The organism is Inquilinus sp. YAF38, assembly GCF_052113205.1.
Taxonomy (GTDB): domain Bacteria; phylum Pseudomonadota; class Alphaproteobacteria; order DSM-16000; family Inquilinaceae; genus Inquilinus.
Genome location: NZ_JBFRCU010000003.1, coordinates 111,944 through 128,830 on the forward strand (window position 1 = coordinate 111,944; position 16,887 = coordinate 128,830).

The following is a 16,887-nucleotide window of genomic DNA, read 5'->3' on the forward strand; positions in this document are numbered from 1 at the left end:
AATCGTTATGCAGTATACGCCTCAAATTCGATCATTGCGCGTGTCGTCGAGCGCGGGCTCGGGGCGCTGTCCAGCGCCACCATGTGCCCGCGATCTGGCACCATGACGCGAAGGCATTGGGCCCGGGGCCGGCACCGCCGCCAGGATGCAGCCTCTGCGTCCCCGGGAGCGAATGCGGTGTCGGCAAGGCTGTGGGTGTTGACGATCATGGCGGCGGTGGCTTTGGCCCTGCCGGCCTCGGCGCAGGAGCCGCAGCGGGTGGTGCCCGTGGCCGTGCGCGTGATTCCGCCGATGGTCGAGGAGACCAACGGCCAGTTGAGCGGCTTCAGCGTCGATCTGTGGAACGCGATCGCCAGCCGCCGCCACTGGACCACCGCGTTCACGGTGGTGCCCAGCGTCCAGGCCCAGCTCGCCGCGGTGTCGGGCCGGGCGGCCGATGTCGGCGTCGGCGCGATCTCGATCACCGCCGAGCGCATCACCGATTACGACTTCTCGCAGCCGATCCTGAATGCCGGTCTCGGCATCCTGACGCGCAGCCAGCGGCCGGGGCGCGAGGCCACCGCCTTCGGCAGCCTGCTGCACCTGCTGCTGTCGCCCGCGGTGCTGGTCTGGCTCGGCATCGCCGGGCTGCTGACGATCATCCCGGCGCATATCGTCTGGTTCGTCGAACGCAGCCAGCCGGACGGCATCATCGGCACCAAGCGCTATTTCCCCGGGATCTTCCAAGCCTTCTTCTGGGGCCTCGGCACCCTGGCCACCCAGGCGGATGCGATGCCGCGCCACTGGATCTCCCGCGGCGTCGCGGTGCTGTGGATGTTCACCGGCGTGGTCTTCGTCGCCTTCTACACGGCGACGCTGACGGCCAGCCTGACGGTCCAGCAGATCCGGCAGGAGATCAACGGCCCCGGCGACCTGCCGGGCAAGGCGGTCGGCACCGTCGCCGGCACCACCTCGGCCCGCTATCTCGGTGCCGCCGGCATCCAGTCCCTGGCCTTCGCCAATGCGGAGGACGCGTACCAGGCCCTGTTGGACGACCAAGTCGACGCGGTAGTCTATGACGCGCCGGTGCTGCAGTACATCGCCGCGCATGAAGGGCTGGGGCGCGCCGGCCTGGTCGGGACGGTGTTCCAGCCTGAGGATTACGGCTTCGTCTTCCGCAACGACAGCGACCTGCGCCGCGACGTCGACTCCGCCCTGCTGTCGATGCGGCAGGACGGCAGCTACGAGGAACTGCGCGAGCGCTGGTTCGGCAAGTCGTAGCGGGGGGCGGCGGGAAATGGGGCCGGGAAAAAACTTCGAATAAGAACGGGCCGGATCCGCCCGCGGTAGCAACATCAAATGTTAATTGCGTCATATCTTTTGCTTCGGTCGGCCTTGCGCCGTACGCTTGGGCGATGCGGTCCGCTGGGTTGGGGTCGGTCAGGCCAACGGCGGGAAGTTTCGAACAGGATCGACCAGGATGACCGGATCCGCGACACCATCGGAGCCTGAACGGTCACTTCGGTTCCGGTTGGGGCGTCTGGCCACGGAGCTGCAGTGGCAGGGGCTGCTGCGAGAGCTGCCCGTCGGCGTGTACATGACCGATGCGGCCGGCTGGATCACCTTCTACAACGAGGCTGCGGCGAGGCTCTGGGGCTACCGTCCGGAGATCGGGAAAGCGCGGTACAACGGTGCGCTGCGGCTGTTCCGGCCCGACGGGACATCCCTGCCGCATGACCAAGCGCCGTTGGCTCTTTCGCTTCGGAACAGGCAGCCCGCCCTCGGCATGCATGCCGTCGCGGAGCGTCCCGACGGCAGCAGGGCGCATTTCGTTCCATATCCGACGCCGCTGTTCAACGCCGCCGGCGAGCTGACCGGCGCGGTCAATCTTCTGATCGACGTCACCGAGAGGTACGAGGCCGAGCAAGCGGCGCTACGGCTTGCCGCCATCGTCGAATCATCCGAGGACGCCATTCTGGCGAAAGACCTCACCGGCGCCATCACCAGCTGGAACGCCGCCGCCACGCGGCTGTTCGGATACTCGGCGGAAGAGGTGGTCGGGCGGCCCGTCACCATGCTGATCCCGCTCGAGCGGCATGACGAGGAACCGGAGATCCTCGCCCGTATCCGGGCCGGAGAGCGGATCGATCAATTCGAGACGGTGAGACGCCGGAAGGACGGCAGCCTGGTCGAGGTGTCCTATTCGGTTTCGCCCTTGAAGAGCGCCGAAGGCCGAATCATCGGCGCGTCGACGATCGTCCGCGACATCACCGAGCAGAAGCGCGCGCGGGAGCGTCAGGTGCTGCTGCTCCGGGAGATGAGCCATCGGGTGAAGAACCTCTTTGCGCTGTCGAGCGCCATCGTCACCCTGAGCGGTCGATCCAGCAATTCGATCGAAGAGCTGGTCCGCTCCGTCCAGGATCGACTCGCGGCGCTCTCCCGCGGCCACGAACTGACCCTTGCCGACCTTCAGCAGCAGGGGGTCGCCAAGCCGACGACGCTGCACAGCCTGATCCGTACGATCGTCGCGCCCTTCGAGGCTTCGGTCGACGAACGTGTCTCGATTGCAGGGCCTGACGTGCCCGTGGCGGGGCACGCCGTGACCGGCCTGGCGCTCATCTTCCACGAGCTCGCGACGAATGCGGCGAAGTACGGGGCACTCTCGGGGTCCGATGGCGGGGTCGAGATCGTGACCGCTGTCAAAGGGGACGAACTCAGCCTGTCCTGGACGGAACATGGCGGGCCGCCCATGTCAGGTGCGCCTGGCTCCAAGGGCTTCGGCACCTGGCTGTCCGACGGGACCGTGAAGAGCCAGCTGCGTGGAACCCTGTCGCGGGAATGGCGGCCCGACGGGCTGGTGATCACGATGACCGTGCCGACCGCGCAACTCAACGGTTCCGAACCGTAGCAGGCAGGCTAGGCTGGGAACAGATTGCGCGCCAGGAAGTCGACGAACACCCGCAGCTTGGGCGAGGGGTAGCGGCTGGACGGCCACAGCAGCCGGAACACGCCCTCATGCTCGGTGTGGTCGGCCAGCACCACCGCCAGACGGCCGTCCTCGACCTGTCGGCCGATCGCGAAGTCGGGCAGGCAGGCGATGCCCAGCCCCTGCTCGGCCAGCGCGATCAGCGGCTCGATCGTATTCGCCACAGCCGTGCTCGGGAGCGTGATTTCCTTGTCCCCGCCGCGCAACGGCCAGGGCTCGAACTTGCCGCTGGTGGCGAAGCGGTGCTGCAGGCAGGCATGGCCGGCCAGATCCTCCGGCGCTTGCGGGACGCCCCGCCGATCGAGATAGGCGGGCGCGGCCACCAGCTGCAGCCGGAACACGCCGAGGAATCGGCTCATCAGCCGGGAATCGCTGACCTCGCCGGCGCGGATCACCGCATCGAAGCCCTCGTCTATGACATCGACCAGCCGGTCGGTGAAGTCGAGGTCCAGCTCGATCTCGGGATAGGCCTGCATGAAGGCGCCCAGCGTCGGCATCATCAGCATGCCGGCCAGCGGCAGGCTGACCCGCAGCCGGCCGCGCGGCGCGCCTTGGGTCTGCGCCAGCTCGGTCTCGGCGGTCTCGATCTCGCTGAAAATCCGCCGGCAGCGCTCCAGGAACAGCGCTCCCTCCGGCGTGAGCGTCACCGAGCGGGTCGAACGGTGCAGCAGCCGCACGCCCAGCCGCTCCTCCAGCCGCGCCACCGCCTTGCCGATGGCGGAGGAGGACACGCCGAGCTGCCGCCCCGCCGCGGTGAAGCTGCGCGCCTCGGCGGCGCGGACGAAGGCGTCGAGCGCGCCCAGGCTGTCGGTGTGCCGCATGCTCATTCCGGACATTGAGATCCCAAGTGTCCGGAACTATAGCCCAGTTCTCCGGAATGCGTCCCGGCCTCACCTTCTCGGCAGTCACTGACCGCAGGAGGCAGACATGGACGCACCCCAGCATCACGACCGGTTCCCGTATTCCGCCATCGTCGACCGGCCGCCCTTGCGCTGGCCGAACGGCGCCCGGGTGGCGGTCTGGGTCAACCCGAACATCGAGCATTTCCTGTTCGACCGGCCGTCCAGCGCGATCAACCCGCACACCAATGGTTTGGTCCCGGACGTGCTGAACTATTCCTGGCGCGACTATGGCGCGCGGGTCGGCATCTGGCGGCTGATGGAGGTGATGCAGAAGCACGGCGTCAGGGGCACGGTCGCGCTCAACTCCGACGCCGTCCGGCACTATCCCCGCATCATCGAGGCCGGGCAGGGGCTGGGCTGGGAATGGATGGGCCATGGCGAGACCAATTCCACCCTGATCCACGCCCAGCCGGAGGCGGAGGAGCGGCAGATCATCCGCCGCGTGGTCGAGACCATCGAGCAGGCGACCGGCCGGCGGCCGCGCGGCTGGCTCAGTCCGGCGCTGACGGAATCGCACCGCACGCTCGACCTTCTGGCCGAGGCCGGCGTCGACTACGTCGCCAACTGGGTCAATGACGAGCAGCCCTATCCGATGCGGGTGAAGAGCGGTTCGATGCTGTCGCTGCCCTATTCGATCGAGATCAACGACTTCAACGCCTTCCTCTTCCAGGGCCAGACCGGCGAGCAGTTCGCGCAGACGATCCGCGACCAGTTCGACGTGCTGTACGAGGATGGGGCGAAGACCGGCCGGGTGATGGGCATCGCCCTGCACCCGTTCCTGATCGGCCACCCGCACCGGTCCCGGCATTTCGCCAAGGCGCTGGCCCATATCGCCGCGCATGACGAGGTCTGGCTCGCCACCGGCAGTGAGATCGCCGACTGGTACCGGACGAATACTCAGGAGCGCTGAATACTTGAGCCGAAAGCTGGGCCGGAATCTCCGGGATGAAGATCAAGGGCTCTCTTCAGTCGCGGTCTTCATCCGGCTTTCTTTCCCTTCACGCTCGGCTTGGCTGCTGCCTCGGGCTTATTGCCCGGTGCCTTGGAGGGGCCGGCCTTGGAGGCAGCGGCGGGCTTTGTCATCTTGGCCTTCCGCGCCTTGGCCGGCCCGGGCGCCTCGACATCGACCCATTGGCCTGTCCTGCCCGAAGCGATGATCGCGTCGCAGACGACGGTCGTCTCCAGCGCGTCGCGGAAGGTCGGCGCGGCCGGCTTGCCGTCGGCAAGGCCCTGCAGGAAATCGGCGACCTGGTGCACGAAGGAATGCTCATAGCCGATGGTCAGCCCCGGCACCCACCATTTGCCGAGATAGGGGTGCTCGCCATCCGTGACCAGGATGGAGGTCCAGCCGCGGAGCGCGCCGGGCGAGCGGTGATCGAACCAGGCGAGGCGGTTGAGGTCGTGCAGGTCCCAGGCGAAGGAGCCCTTCTCGCCGTTGATCTCCAGCGTATAGGCCGCCTTGTGGCCGCGCGCGTAGCGGGTGGATTCGAAGGTGCCGAGCGAGCCGTTCGAGAAATGGGTCAGCACCGCCGCGGCATCGTCGATGCCGACCTGCTGCACCTTGCCGGTCAGCGCGTGCTTGCGCTGCTTGACGAAGGTTTCCGTCATGGCGGTCAGGTTGCTGATCGAGCCGTTGATCCAGATCGCCGTGTCGATGCAATGCGCCAGCAGGTCGCCGGTCACGCCCGAACCGGCCGCGTCGACATCCAGCCGCCAGGTCCCGGCGCCGCCTTGCGGCACGTCGGGCGAGATGGTCCAGTCCTGCAGGAATTTCGCGCGGTAGTGATAGATCCTGCCGAGCAGGCCCTGGTCGACCATCTGCTTGATCAGGCTCACCGCCGGCACTCGCCGATAATTGTACCAGACCATGTTCGGCACGCCGGCCGTCTCGACCGCCTGCACCATCGGCAGGCCTTCGGCGGCGCTGCGGGCCAGCGGCTTCTCGCAGGTCACCATCTTGCCGGCCTTGGCCGCCGCGATCGCGATCTCGGCATGGCTGTCGTTCGGCGTGCAGATATCGATCACGTCGATATCCTTGCGCTCGACCAGCCTGCGCCAGTCGCTCTCGACCCCCTCATAGCCCCACATTTGCGCGAAGGCCTTGGCCTTCTCGCCGTTGCGGGCCGCAACGGCCTTCAGGACCGGCCGGTAGCCGGTGTCGAAGAAATGCGAGACGTTAGCCCAGGCATTGGAATGGGCTCGGGCCATAAAGCCGTAGCCGACCATGCCGACATTAAGTGTCTTGGCCATTATTGTTCTCCCCCCGTCTTCAGTCTTCGCGCCAGCCATGGGCGTCGCGCACCTTGACCATGGCGCCGAGCACGGCATTCCAGGTCTTCTGGTCCTCCATCACCGCGTTCGGGAACATGCAGCCGTCCCAGCAGATATGGCGCATCCGCCTGGTCAGGGTGCCGTCGCCGTCGCGCAGCCAATACCCGGCATGCTTGGTGATATCCAGCCTGCCGTTCGGGTCCGTGACCTGGCAGTGGCGGCCGGTCTTCTCATGGTCGCCGGAGCCGAAGACGGTGCCGTCATTCTGCGCGACGTGGAAATCCATGGTCCAGGGCCGGAGCGCGTCGGCGACTTTCCGGTAGGCGGCATCGAGCGTCGCCTGATCGGACCAGTCGAAATCCTTGGGCAGGATGCGGTCCTGCTCGGCATTGTAGCCGAGCGTGTAGAGCATCGAATGCGCCATGTCGGCCTGGTAGCCGACCACGCCCGGGCGATCGACCAGCTCGAGCAGCTTCACCATCTCGCGCCAGGAATGCATGCCGCCCCAGCAGATCTCGCCCTCGGCGACGAGGAACTCGCCATGGTCCGCGGCGATGTCGGCGGCCTCCCGGAAGGTCTGCGCGATCAGCCGGGTGTTGGCCTCCGGATCCCGGTCCCAGGCCTCGACGCCGGTGGAGGAGTCGATCCGGATGCCGCCGGTCGGACGGATGCCGAGCTCGCGCATCTGCCGTCCGATGGCGCAGGCCTTCCTGACCTGGGTGACGAAGCGCTTGCGGTCGTCGGCCGAGCCCATGGCCGATCCGCCGCCGGCACCGCCCCAGATCGGCGCGACGAAGGAGCCCACCTTCAGCCCGTAGCCGGCGATATGGTCGGCCATCCGCTTGACCGCATCCGTGTCGCTGTCGATCGAGACATGCGGATCGGTGATGAACAGATCGATGCCGTCGAACCTGACGCCGTCGACCTCGGCGTCGGCGGTCAACCGCAGCAGCGTGTCGAGCGGAATGATCGGCTCGGAATCGCCGCCCTTGCCGACGATCCCCGGCCAGGCGGCGTTATGCAGCTTCGGAAAATTGTTGGTCATCGAATCCTCCCGGGTCTGAAGTCGTGCAGGCTTCTCATTGACTGCCGGTTTGCCCGGTCAGCGCCGCAATCTTCGCAGCAGGTCGTCGTCAGCGCGATGGACGAGGTCCACTCGCGGATCTTGGCGCCCTTCTCGTCATACGGAAAGGGCCGGGTTCACCGGCACCCGTCATCCTGCGGTCGAGCGGATCAGGGTTTCCTTGGCCGAAGCCAGATGGGCGCGGCAGGCGTGCTCGATCCTGGAGGTGTCGCGGCTGAACAGCGCCTCGATATAGGCGAGGTGCTCGCGGATCGCGACCTCGTTGCGCTGCCGTTCGTCATGCTTGTTCCACTGATAGTGGTAGTGGAAGATCAAGGTGATGATGTCATAGAAGCCGTCGATGAACCGGTTGGGGGTGGCCGTGTTGACAAGCCGGTGGAACCGGCTGTCGAGGTCGGAGAAGTCGTGGTAGCGGAGCTCGATCTCTTGCAGCAGGGCGACATGTTCCTCCCGCAAGGCGTCGATCTTTCGCCAATGCGGTGAGCTTTGCGGCAGTGCCGCGAACGTCATCGCCGACCGCAGCTCGAACATCTCGCGGATCTCGAACAGGTCGAGCGCGAAGCTCGGCGTGAAGCCCTGGAACACCCAGCCGGCGTTCGGTCGCTTCTCGATCAGCCCGAAGCGCTGGAAACGGTTGAGGAACTCGCGGATCCCGGTGGTGGCGACGCCGAACTGGCGGGCCAGGTCGAGCTCGTTGATCGCCGTCCCCGCGCGGGCATCGCCGCGCAGCATCCATTCCATGAAGCGCTTCTCGATCTGATCGGCCATCGGCACGGTTTCCGCCGCCGGAAACCGCTGCATCGCTCCACCGTCCGAGCGGACGGTCCGGTGACGCCCGGTTCCGGCCACGGTCCCTTGCTCGGCCAGCATCGAGAGCACCTTGCGCACCGTCGTGCGGCTGACTCCGAGCTGTGCGCTGAGGACGGTTTCCGACGGCAGCGAGTCGCCGTCTTCCAGCGCCGCGAGCAGGTCCAGGGCGTCATTGAAGGTGCGCTTGAATACCGTATCGGTCTTCATGCCAATGGTCTCCGGGTCGTGCAATTTGTCTTTTAATCCATAAAAAACAGTTTGACCACAAGGGCGATTGGTTTTTCTGTATAAGGAACAAATAAGCGTAGATCAGGGAGAAAAAATATGGTCGGCGTGAGATTTCGGCTGGTGCCGGTGAGCGCGTGAGCCCGATCCTCGAAGTCGCCGGGCTGCGCAAGAGCTTCGGGCCTGTCGAGGTGCTGCGCGGCGTCGACCTGCATCTCGATGCCGGGGAAGTCCTGGCCGTGGTCGGCGATAACGGCGCCGGCAAGTCGACCTTGATCAAGCATATCTCGGGGGTCTACCGGCCCGATGCCGGCCGGATGCTGCTGGCCGGCACGCCGCTCGACCTGTCCTCGCCGCGTGAGGCGCGGCAGCGAGGCGTCGAGACCGTTTATCAGGACCTGGCGCTCGCCGACGACCTCTCGATCGGCGCCAACATCTTCCTCGGCCGCGAGCCGATGCGACGGCTGTTCGGGTTCCTGCCTGTGGTGGACGAGCGGACGATCCGGCGCGAGACCGTGGAATTGCTGAAGCGGATCCGCAGCGAGATTCCGGCCGAGGCCCGCACCGTGGCGCGGCTTTCGGGCGGGCAGCGGCAGGCCGTCGCGATTGCACGGGCGATCTATTGGAAGGCCAAGGTGGTGCTGCTCGACGAGCCGACCGCGGCGCTCGCGGTCATGGAGCGCGAGCGCGTGATCCATCACACCCGCGACCTCGCCGCCCATGGCGTCGGCGTCATTTATATCGGCCACAACCTGGTCGAGATCCTGAAGGTTGCGGACCGCATCGCCGTGATGTTCCGCGGCCGGGTGGTCCACGTCACGCCGGCGGCGGAGACGGATCAGGAGACCCTGATCAAATACATGACCGGCTACAGCGATTCAAAGAAGGCAGCCTGAGCGCTGCACGACACGGGGAGGAACCATGATGCGCAAAACCTTACTGGCTGCTTCGGCGGCGATCTTTGCCCTCGCGGGCGTCACGCCGGCGAGTGCCGAGGACACGGTCGCGGTGATCGTGAAGGCGACCACGTCGGAATACTGGCAGTGGGTGTTCAAGGGCGCCGAGGAGGCCGGCCGGCAGCTCGGCGTCAAGGTCGACAAGCTGGGCACGCCGAAGGACGATGCCGCCGGCCAGATCGCCGTCCTCGAGAACGCGGCAGGGTCGAAGCCCGCCGCGATCGTGATCTCGCCGACCATCTTCGAGGCCCTTGGTGATCCGATCGCCGCCGTGACAGCTGCCGGGATCCCCGTCATCGTCATCGACTCCGGGGCGAAGACGGACCAATACGCCTCCTTCCTCACCACCAACAACGAAGCCGGCGGCAAGGCCGCGGCCGAGGCGATGGCCGCTTGCGTCAAGGAACGGACCGGGAAGGCGGCGGGCAAGGTCGGCTACCTGACCGCCATGGCCGGCCATGAGTCGCTCGACTCGCGGGACCGGGGCTTCGTCGAAGGCCTGAAGGCCTATCCCGACATCACCCTGGTCGGCAACCGGGTCGCCAACAACGAGGAGGCGGAGGGCATGACCCTGACCGCCGACATGCTGACCAAGGATCCGGACCTCGTCGGCGTCTTCGCCGACAATGCGCAGATGGGGACCGGGGCGGGCGCTTCGGTCGCCGAGCAGAAGCTGGGCGCGAAATTCTGCCTGGTCGCCTTCGACTCCGATGCCGGAGAGCTGGAGCATCTGAAGGACGGCTCGATCTATGCCCTGATCGTCCAGGATCCCTACATGATGGGCTATGCCGGGGTCTGGTACGGCTATGCCGCCGCCCATGGCGTGCGCCTGCCGAAGGCTGTCGACACCGGGGTCGGCACGGTGACCAAGGCGACCATGAACGATCCGGCGCTGGCCGGCCTGCTCGACGTGTCGAAGCGCAAGCTCGGCCCGTTCCTGGCCAACTGATCTGCCGCGGGTGGGGGTTGCCGCGGCAGCCTCCGCCCGCCTTCATCCCGGAGGTCCGATGACGGATCAGCCCATGCCGCATATCCGCCCTGGACCGCGCCTTCGCAGCGCTGCGCCGGGCAAGTCCCTTCAGGCTCTGCTCCGGCGTTTGCCGATCGAGACCTATGTCATCGCCTTCACGGTCGCGCTCTGGGTCGCGCTGGCGGTGACCACGCCCAATTTCCTGACCGAGGGCAACATCAGCAACCTGATGCGGCAGACGCCGGTTGCGGCGATCGTCGCGATCGGCGTGATGTGCACCATCGTCATCGGCGGCATCGACCTGTCGGTGGGCTCGGTGGTCGCGTTCTGCGGCGTCGCCTTCGCCCAGATGTGCGGCCATGGCCTCGGCCTCGCGCCCGCCGCCCTGCTGACCCTGGCGGCGGGAGCCGGGGTCGGGCTGGTCAACGCCGCCGCGGTCGCCCGCCTGGGTATTCCCCCCTTCATCGTGACGCTGGCGGGCCTGCAGGTCTATCGCGGCCTGGCATTGCTGCTGTCGGGCGGCATGACCATCGGCGGCCTGCCGGCCGAGGTGAAGGAATTCGCCCGCGGCACCACCGGCCTGCCCAACCTGTTCTGGGCGATGGTGGCGGTCGGGATCGCAGTCCATTACCTGCTGCGCTTCACGCGGACCGGGCGATACATGTACGCGATGGGCTCGAATGCCGAGGCGGCGCGCCGGCAGGGCATCAACACGCCCCGCATCACGCTGATCGCCTATGTGCTGAGCTCGGGCCTCGCGGCCCTGGCCGGCATCCTCCTGGTCTCGCGCCTCAGCATCGCATCGCCGTCCATGGCCAACGCCTACGAGCTGCAGGCGATCGCCGCGGCGGTGGTCGGCGGCGCCAGCCTGTTTGGCGGCAGGGGCACCGTGCTGGGCACGGTGGTCGGCGCCGTCCTCTTCACCACGATGAGCAACGCGGCGGTCCTGCTCAGCATCGACCCGTTCTGGGAGATGGTGCTGGAGGGCCTCCTGATCGCGCTCGTGGTCTATCTCGACAACCTGCAGAAGCGACGGCAGGCCGGTTCCTGACAGGAATCCGGCGCGGTGTCGGTGCGCGCAATCAGAGAACGGACAAGCCATGCGGGCAGTGGTGTGCCGGGCCCCCGGGGAGCTGGTGCTCGAAGACCGGCCGGAGCCCGGGCGGGGCGACGGCGAGGTGCTGGTCCAGGTCCGCCGCATGGGCATCTGCGGCACGGATTTCCACATCTACGAGGGCAGCCACCCGTACCTGCAATATCCCCGGATCATGGGGCACGAGCTGTCCGGCGAGGTGCTGGAGGCGCCTGACGGCAGCCCGCTGAAGCCGGGCGACATGGTGATCGTCAACCCTTACGTCTCCTGCGGCGCCTGCATCGCCTGCCGCGCCGGCAAGCCCAATTGCTGCGTCCGGATCGCGGTGCTGGGCGTGCACCGCGACGGCGGCATGTGCGAGCGGATCGCCGTGCCGGAGCGCAATCTCTATCCGGCGGGCAGCCTCACGCTCGACCAGGCGGCGAGCATCGAGTTCCTGGCCATCGGTGCCCATGCGGCGGCCCGGTCCGGTCTCGCGCCGGGCACCCGCGCCCTGGTGATCGGCGCCGGACCGATCGGGCTCGGTGTGGCGGTCTTCGCCGGCCTCGCCGGGGGCGACGTAACGATCATGGACCGCGAGGCCGACCGGCTCGCCTTCGCGCTGGACAGCGGCATCGCGGTCCGAAGCATCGGCGCCGGCAGCGATGCGGCGGAGGCGGTCCGCCAGGCGACCGACGGCGACGGCTTCGACGTGGTCTTCGATGCGACCGGAAGCCGGGCCTCGATGGAAAGCGCCTTCGGCCATGTCGCCCATGGCGGCACGCTCACGCTCGTCAGCGTGGTGACCGAGACCATCGCCTTCTCGGATCCAGAATTCCACAAGCGGGAGATGACCGTTCTCGGCAGCCGCAATGCCCTGCGGGCGGATTTCGAGCGGGTCGTCGCCGCGATCGAGGACGGCCGCGTCCCGCTGCAGCACCTCCTCACCCACCGCACCAGCCTGGCCGGCGCGGTCGCCGATCTCCCGCACTGGGCGACCCGGAAGAGCGGGCTGGTCAAGGCGCTGGTGGAGATCGGCTGACGCGCAGCCGTCGCCCGGTCATAGACTCGTATAATCGAGTCCGGTCAGGCGCAGGGCGCGGCCGTCCTTCGCCGCGATGGCCCGCATCTCGCGCTCGAGCGCATCGCGGTCGTCGGCGCCGCGCAGCATCCGCCCGGCGAGCGGGTCGAACCGGCCCCCCGCGATATCGGCGATCAGCAGGGCTGCCCGTGTCGGCGGGATGTCCACCCCGTCGTCAAACAGTTGCTTGATGCCGGGCAGATGCGTCTTGCCGGCGTCGGAGGTCAGCTGCAATTCGGTCATCGCCGTCCGGACAAGCCCGGGATCGACGGCAAAGGCCAGGACGCCGCCGGCCTTCGTCGTGTCGTTGAGGCATTCGGTCAGGCGCATGACCCCGGCTTTGCTGGCGGCATAGCCCGAGCCGTGCGGAAAGCTCGTTCCGGTCCCGCCGCCCACCAGGTTGACGATCCGGCCCCGTCCACGCCCCAGCATCCGCGGTGCCATGACCCGGCAGGTGTGGAAGGTGCCGCGCAGATTGATCTCGACGTCGCTCCACCAGGTCTCGGGATCGCACTCCCAGATCGGGCCGAAGGCCCGGAACGAGCCGTGATTGTTGACGAGCGTGTCGACCGGCCCGAGCTCTTCGCTGATCCGGTCGAAGGCGCGCTCGACCGCCGGGCCGTCGACGAGGTCGAGCGGCAGCGCGATCGCCGTCCCGCCCTCGCCGGCGATCATTGCCCGAGTCTCCTCGATTTCGCGCTCCGTGCGCGCCAGGACCGCGACCCGGGCGCCGGCCCGGGCCTGGTGCAGCGCGATCTCGCGCCCGATTCCGCGGCCTGCGCCGGTCACGACCGAAACCGTGCCGTTCAAACTCTTCATGACCTGATCCTCCAGCATCCGGCTTGCGAAAGGCGTCACCGGCGGCCTGGCAGACCGTTGGCCGATATCGAGCCGATCACTCCGCCTCACTACACCCGTGAGACGATGCGATCAAAGCCGTGTCGCGATATACTTGGCCTCGAGGAATTCGAGCACGCCCTGGGCGCCGCCCTCCCGTCCGAGCCCGCTCTGCTTGGTGCCGCCGAACGGCGCCGCCGGGTCGGAGACCAGCCCGCGGTTGAGCCCGACCATGCCGGTCTCGATTCGGCGGCAGACCCGCAAGCCCCGTGCGAGGTCGCGGGTGAAGACATAGGCGGCCAGGCCGTACTCGGTCGCATTGGCGAGGGCGACGGCCTCGTTCTCCGTCTCGAAGCGGCTGAGTGCTGCGACCGGCCCGAAGATCTCCTCCTGCGCCATGGCGGCATCGGCCGGAACCCCTTCCAGCACGGTCGGCGGGTAGAAACAGCCGGGCCTGTCCGGCTGGCGGCCACCGCAGAGCAGCCGGGCGCCGCGCGACAGCGCATCGTCCACCAGCCGCTCGATCTTGTCGACCGCGGCCGGGTTGATCATCGGGCCGCATTCGGTGGCGGGGTCGGCGCCCGGGCCGACCTGCAGCGCCGCCATGCGCGCCGCGAGCTCCGCCGCGAACCGGTCGTAGAGGCCGGATTGCACATAGAGGCGGTTGGCGGCGGTGCAGGCCTCGCCGCCATTGCGCATCTTGGCCAGCATGGCGCCTTCGAGCGCCAGCTCCAGATCGGCGTCGTCGAAAACGATCAGCGGCGCGTTGCCGCCGAGCTCCATCGAGCAGCTCACCACATGCGTCGCCGCCTCGGCGAGCAGCACCCGGCCGATCTGGGTGGAACCGGTGAAGGACAGCTTCCGCACCCGGGGATCCGCCAGCATCGCCGCCGTCACCGGGCCAGGCGTGGAGGTGGTCAGCACGTTGATGACGCCCGCCGGCACGCCGGCCTCGGCGCACAGGGCGGCGAGGGCATAGGCGGTCAGCGGCGTCTCGCTCGCCGGCTTCAGCACCACGGTGCAGCCGGCGGCCAGCGCCGGGGCGATCTTGCGGGTGGCCATCGCCGCCGGGAAGTTCCAGGGCGTGACCAGCACGCAGATGCCGATCGGCTCGTAATCGACGATGATGTGGTTCGCCCCGGTGGGGGAGAGCATGAAGTCGCCGCAGATGCGCACCGCCTCTTCCGCGTTCCAGCGGAAGAAGTCGGCGGCGTAGGCGACCTCGCCGCGCGCGTCGCGCAGGGCCTTGCCGTTCTCCAGCGAGATCAGCCGCGCCAGGTCCTCGGCGCGCTCGGTCATCAGCTCGAAGCAGCGGCGCAGGATCTCCGACCGCCGCCGCGGCGGCGTCGCGCGCCAGGCCCCGGCCGCCTGCGCCGCCGCCTCGACCGCCGCCGCCGCATCCTCAATCGATGCATCCGGCACCTCGGCCAGAAGCCGTCCGGTCGACGGATCGATGACGGGGATCGATGCGCGCCCCACTGGCCACAGCCATTCTCCGCCGATGCAGAGGCCGCGGGCGCAGCTCGCCGGATCGATGCCCGATGCGGAGGGGGACACGGCTGAAAGCGGCATCGCAATGGTCATGGGTGGGTTCCCTTATTCGAAAGCAGGGTTGCAGGCCGCCGCGTCGAGGTCGCCGCGATAGGCGGCATCGAGCAGCCGGCGCATCTCGGCGAGCCCGATCGGGCGCGGATTGTTCTTGATCAGCCGCTCGATGCCGACCGCCTGCTCGGCGGTCCAGTCCAGCTTGTCGGCGGGCAGGCCGAGACCGGCGAGCGTCGGCGTGATGCCGATGGCGCGCAGCAGCCGCGTCACCTCGTCGATGGCGGCATCGGCCAGCGCCGCGCGCGTGGTGTGCCCGCCGTCGACCCGGAGCGCGAGGGCGATCTCCGCCATCTCGGCCAGCGCCGCGGCGCGGTTGAAGCGCATCACATAGGGCAGGGCGGTGGCGACGCCCAGGCCGTGGGGCGTGTGGGTCAGAGCGCCGACGGGATACTGGATCGCGTGCGCCGCCGCCGTGCCAGCCGTGCCGAAGGCGCAGCCCGCGGCCAGTGCCGCCATCATCACGTCCGCCCTCGCATCCTCATCCGCCCCGTCGCGCCAGGCGCGTTCCAGGCTGCGCCCGAGCAGCCGGATGGCGAGCAGCGCGAAATGGTCGGTCAGCGCGCTCTTGCCGATGAAGACGTGCTGCTGCGCCAGTTCCGCCGATGGCGGGCGCCGTCCCGCGGTGAACGCCTCGATCGCATGGGTCAGCGCGTCGGCGCCGGCGACCGCGGTCAGGGCGGGCGGGCAGGAGAGGGTGAGGTCGGGGTCGCAGATGGCCGCGGCGGGAATGAGGTGCGGGCTCGAGATGCCGACCTTCAGCAGGCGGTCCGGATCGGAGATCACCGCGACCGGCGTCGCTTCCGAGCCGGTTCCCGCGGTGGTGGGGACGGCCACGACCGGCAGCACCGGTCCCGGCACCTTGAACTCGCCGTAATAGTCCGGCAGCCGGCCGCCATGGGTCAGCAGCAGGGCGGTGCATTTCGCCATGTCGAGGCAGCTGCCGCCGCCGATGCCGATGACGAGGTCGGGCGCGAAGCCGCGCGCCTCGTCGGCGCAGTCGGCGGCGCTGTCGCGCGGCACGTCCGGCTGCACGCGGCCATGGACGCTGACGGCAAGGCCGGCCGCGCGCAGCCCGTCCAGCATCCGCTCGAAATCGGCTGACGTGGCCAGCCGCTCGTCGGTGCACACCAGCGCCCGCCGCCCGAGGCGGCCGGCGACCGCCGGCAAAGCGGCGCGCTGGCCTTTGCCGAACAGGATCTCCTTGGGCAGCCGGATCGCCGAGAAGAGCGTCACGATCGACTCCATCGATGGGGATGAGCCGGAACATCGGCCATTCGAGATCCTATATTAAATCCTATAGGATATCGTATTGAATGCGGCGGAGGATCGTGCTAGCTCTCCTTCATGTCAAGGGACAAAGCAGTGCGCAGCCAGAAGCCGATCCTCCCATCCCTTTCGGCGGCCGACCCGGGCGGCCCGGCGATCCATCGCGCCGCCAGCCTGGCGGAGGAGGTCTATGAGGCGATCTTCGCCCAACTGATGGCCCTGAAGATCCCGCCGGGCGCCCGCATCACGGTCGATGCCCTGGTGCGCGAATTCAACGTGTCGCAGACGCCGATCCGCGAGGCGCTCGGCCGCCTGGAAGGCGAAGGCCTGGTGGTCAAGACGCATCTCGTCGGCTACAGCGCGGCGCCCCAGGTCTCGCGCCGGCGCTTCACCGAGCTGTACCAGCTGCGCCTGCTGCTCGAGCCCGATGCCGCGCGCCGGGCCGCGTCGGCGATGACGGATGCGGCGCTGCAGGAACTGACCGCGGCGGCGGGGGTGATGTCGCGCCCGGACGGACCGGACGAACGGGCCCGCTACTCCCAGTTCGCCCGCGAGGACGCGGTGTTCCACGACAAGATCCTCCAGGTCGCGGGCAACGAACTCATCCGCGAGACGCTGGTGCACCAGCACACGCATTTTCATATTTTCCGCCTGATGTTCCACGCGCGGGTGACCGAGGAGGCGCTCGACGAGCACTCGGCGATCCTTGCCGCCTTCTCCCGGCGCGACCCGGACGAGGCCGAGCGGGCGATGCGCACCCATATCGAGCGGTCGCGCGACCGCCTGCTGCCGGCATTCGACTGATGCCAGGAGCCATGGGCAGCGGGCCGATCCGTGATACGC

General features: G+C 68.2%; 15 protein-coding genes. 8 read left to right on the forward strand and 7 right to left on the reverse strand.

What is annotated here, in order from left to right; all coding sequences use genetic code 11:
- The first annotated feature begins 177 nt into the window (after positions 1-177).
- Positions 178-1,260 (forward strand): transporter substrate-binding domain-containing protein, encoded by a 1,083-nt coding sequence (locus AB4Z01_RS02245; protein ID WP_441690107.1) that lies wholly within the window; start codon positions 178-180, stop codon positions 1,258-1,260.
- 199 nt (positions 1,261-1,459) lie between these two features.
- On the forward strand, positions 1,460-2,887 hold the full coding sequence (locus AB4Z01_RS02250) for a PAS domain S-box protein (protein WP_441690110.1): 1,428 nt from the start codon (positions 1,460-1,462) through the stop codon (positions 2,885-2,887).
- Between the two features lie 8 nt (positions 2,888-2,895).
- Here AB4Z01_RS02250 and AB4Z01_RS02255 read toward each other — a convergent pair whose 3' ends face one another.
- Complete coding sequence (locus tag AB4Z01_RS02255) at positions 2,896-3,786, reverse strand: LysR family transcriptional regulator (protein ID WP_441690112.1); 891 nt, start codon at positions 3,784-3,786, stop codon at positions 2,896-2,898.
- 106 nt (positions 3,787-3,892) lie between these two features.
- Between AB4Z01_RS02255 and AB4Z01_RS02260 the strand changes: the two genes are divergently transcribed.
- Positions 3,893-4,777: a polysaccharide deacetylase family protein gene (locus AB4Z01_RS02260; RefSeq protein WP_441690115.1), complete on the forward strand. Its 885-nt coding sequence runs from the start codon at positions 3,893-3,895 to the stop codon at positions 4,775-4,777.
- A 68-nt stretch (positions 4,778-4,845) separates the two neighbouring features.
- On the opposite strand, the gene AB4Z01_RS02265 is transcribed toward AB4Z01_RS02260, so the two are convergent.
- From AB4Z01_RS02265 to AB4Z01_RS02275, 3 genes are all read right to left on the reverse strand, one after another.
- Complete coding sequence (locus tag AB4Z01_RS02265) at positions 4,846-6,117, reverse strand: Gfo/Idh/MocA family protein (RefSeq protein ID WP_441690118.1); 1,272 nt, start codon at positions 6,115-6,117, stop codon at positions 4,846-4,848.
- 19 nt (positions 6,118-6,136) lie between these two features.
- Complete coding sequence (locus AB4Z01_RS02270; RefSeq protein ID WP_441690120.1) at positions 6,137-7,183, reverse strand: sugar phosphate isomerase/epimerase family protein; 1,047 nt, start codon at positions 7,181-7,183, stop codon at positions 6,137-6,139.
- 168 nt (positions 7,184-7,351) lie between these two features.
- A complete protein-coding gene (locus AB4Z01_RS02275) occupies positions 7,352-8,263 on the reverse strand; it encodes a GntR family transcriptional regulator (protein WP_441690123.1) in 912 nt (303 codons plus the stop codon).
- 131 nt (positions 8,264-8,394) lie between these two features.
- Between AB4Z01_RS02275 and AB4Z01_RS02280 the strand changes: the two genes are divergently transcribed.
- Genes AB4Z01_RS02280 through AB4Z01_RS02295 form a run of 4 tightly spaced genes read left to right on the forward strand, consistent with a single transcriptional unit; the run spans position 8,395 to position 12,297 of the window.
- Complete coding sequence (locus AB4Z01_RS02280) at positions 8,395-9,153, forward strand: ATP-binding cassette domain-containing protein (RefSeq protein ID WP_441690126.1); 759 nt, start codon at positions 8,395-8,397, stop codon at positions 9,151-9,153.
- A gap of 25 nt (positions 9,154-9,178) precedes the next feature.
- Positions 9,179-10,162: a substrate-binding domain-containing protein gene (locus AB4Z01_RS02285; protein WP_441690129.1), complete on the forward strand. Its 984-nt coding sequence runs from the start codon at positions 9,179-9,181 to the stop codon at positions 10,160-10,162.
- 58 nt (positions 10,163-10,220) lie between these two features.
- Positions 10,221-11,234: an ABC transporter permease gene (locus AB4Z01_RS02290; protein WP_441690131.1), complete on the forward strand. Its 1,014-nt coding sequence runs from the start codon at positions 10,221-10,223 to the stop codon at positions 11,232-11,234.
- A gap of 49 nt (positions 11,235-11,283) precedes the next feature.
- The gene (locus AB4Z01_RS02295) at positions 11,284-12,297 is read left to right on the forward strand and encodes a zinc-binding alcohol dehydrogenase family protein (RefSeq protein WP_441690134.1); all 1,014 of its coding nucleotides are present in this window, start codon (positions 11,284-11,286) and stop codon (positions 12,295-12,297) included.
- Positions 12,298-12,315: 18 nt separating this feature from the next.
- Here AB4Z01_RS02295 and AB4Z01_RS02300 read toward each other — a convergent pair whose 3' ends face one another.
- The 3 genes from AB4Z01_RS02300 to AB4Z01_RS02310 form a co-directional block, all read right to left on the reverse strand.
- On the reverse strand, positions 12,316-13,173 hold the full coding sequence (locus AB4Z01_RS02300) for an SDR family NAD(P)-dependent oxidoreductase (RefSeq protein WP_441690137.1): 858 nt from the start codon (positions 13,171-13,173) through the stop codon (positions 12,316-12,318).
- A 93-nt stretch (positions 13,174-13,266) separates the two neighbouring features.
- On the reverse strand, positions 13,267-14,757 hold the full coding sequence (locus AB4Z01_RS02305; protein WP_441690140.1) for an NAD-dependent succinate-semialdehyde dehydrogenase: 1,491 nt from the start codon (positions 14,755-14,757) through the stop codon (positions 13,267-13,269).
- 12 nt (positions 14,758-14,769) lie between these two features.
- Positions 14,770-16,011 (reverse strand): iron-containing alcohol dehydrogenase, encoded by a 1,242-nt coding sequence (locus AB4Z01_RS02310; RefSeq protein WP_441690142.1) that lies wholly within the window; start codon positions 16,009-16,011, stop codon positions 14,770-14,772.
- Positions 16,012-16,140: 129 nt separating this feature from the next.
- Between AB4Z01_RS02310 and AB4Z01_RS02315 the strand changes: the two genes are divergently transcribed.
- Complete coding sequence (locus AB4Z01_RS02315; protein WP_441690145.1) at positions 16,141-16,848, forward strand: GntR family transcriptional regulator; 708 nt, start codon at positions 16,141-16,143, stop codon at positions 16,846-16,848.
- The last annotated feature ends 39 nt before the right edge of the window (positions 16,849-16,887 follow it).

Bases quoted from the DNA above. Each gene is read 5' to 3' on its own strand.
- AB4Z01_RS02250 (WP_441690110.1), top strand. From the start codon at position 1,460: ATGACCGGATCCGCGACACCATCGGAGCCTGAACGGTCACTTCGGTTC.
- AB4Z01_RS02260 (WP_441690115.1), top strand. From the start codon at position 3,893: ATGGACGCACCCCAGCATCACGACCGGTTCCCGTATTCCGCCATCGTC.
- AB4Z01_RS02300 (WP_441690137.1), bottom strand. From the start codon at position 13,173: ATGCTGGAGGATCAGGTCATGAAGAGTTTGAACGGCACGGTTTCGGTC.
- AB4Z01_RS02290 (WP_441690131.1), top strand. From the start codon at position 10,221: ATGACGGATCAGCCCATGCCGCATATCCGCCCTGGACCGCGCCTTCGC.
- AB4Z01_RS02265 (WP_441690118.1), bottom strand. From the start codon at position 6,117: ATGGCCAAGACACTTAATGTCGGCATGGTCGGCTACGGCTTTATGGCC.
- AB4Z01_RS02255 (WP_441690112.1), bottom strand. From the start codon at position 3,786: ATGCGGCACACCGACAGCCTGGGCGCGCTCGACGCCTTCGTCCGCGCC.
- AB4Z01_RS02295 (WP_441690134.1), top strand. From the start codon at position 11,284: ATGCGGGCAGTGGTGTGCCGGGCCCCCGGGGAGCTGGTGCTCGAAGAC.
- AB4Z01_RS02270 (WP_441690120.1), bottom strand. From the start codon at position 7,183: ATGACCAACAATTTTCCGAAGCTGCATAACGCCGCCTGGCCGGGGATC.
- AB4Z01_RS02285 (WP_441690129.1), top strand. From the start codon at position 9,179: ATGATGCGCAAAACCTTACTGGCTGCTTCGGCGGCGATCTTTGCCCTC.
- AB4Z01_RS02305 (WP_441690140.1), bottom strand. From the start codon at position 14,757: ATGACCATTGCGATGCCGCTTTCAGCCGTGTCCCCCTCCGCATCGGGC.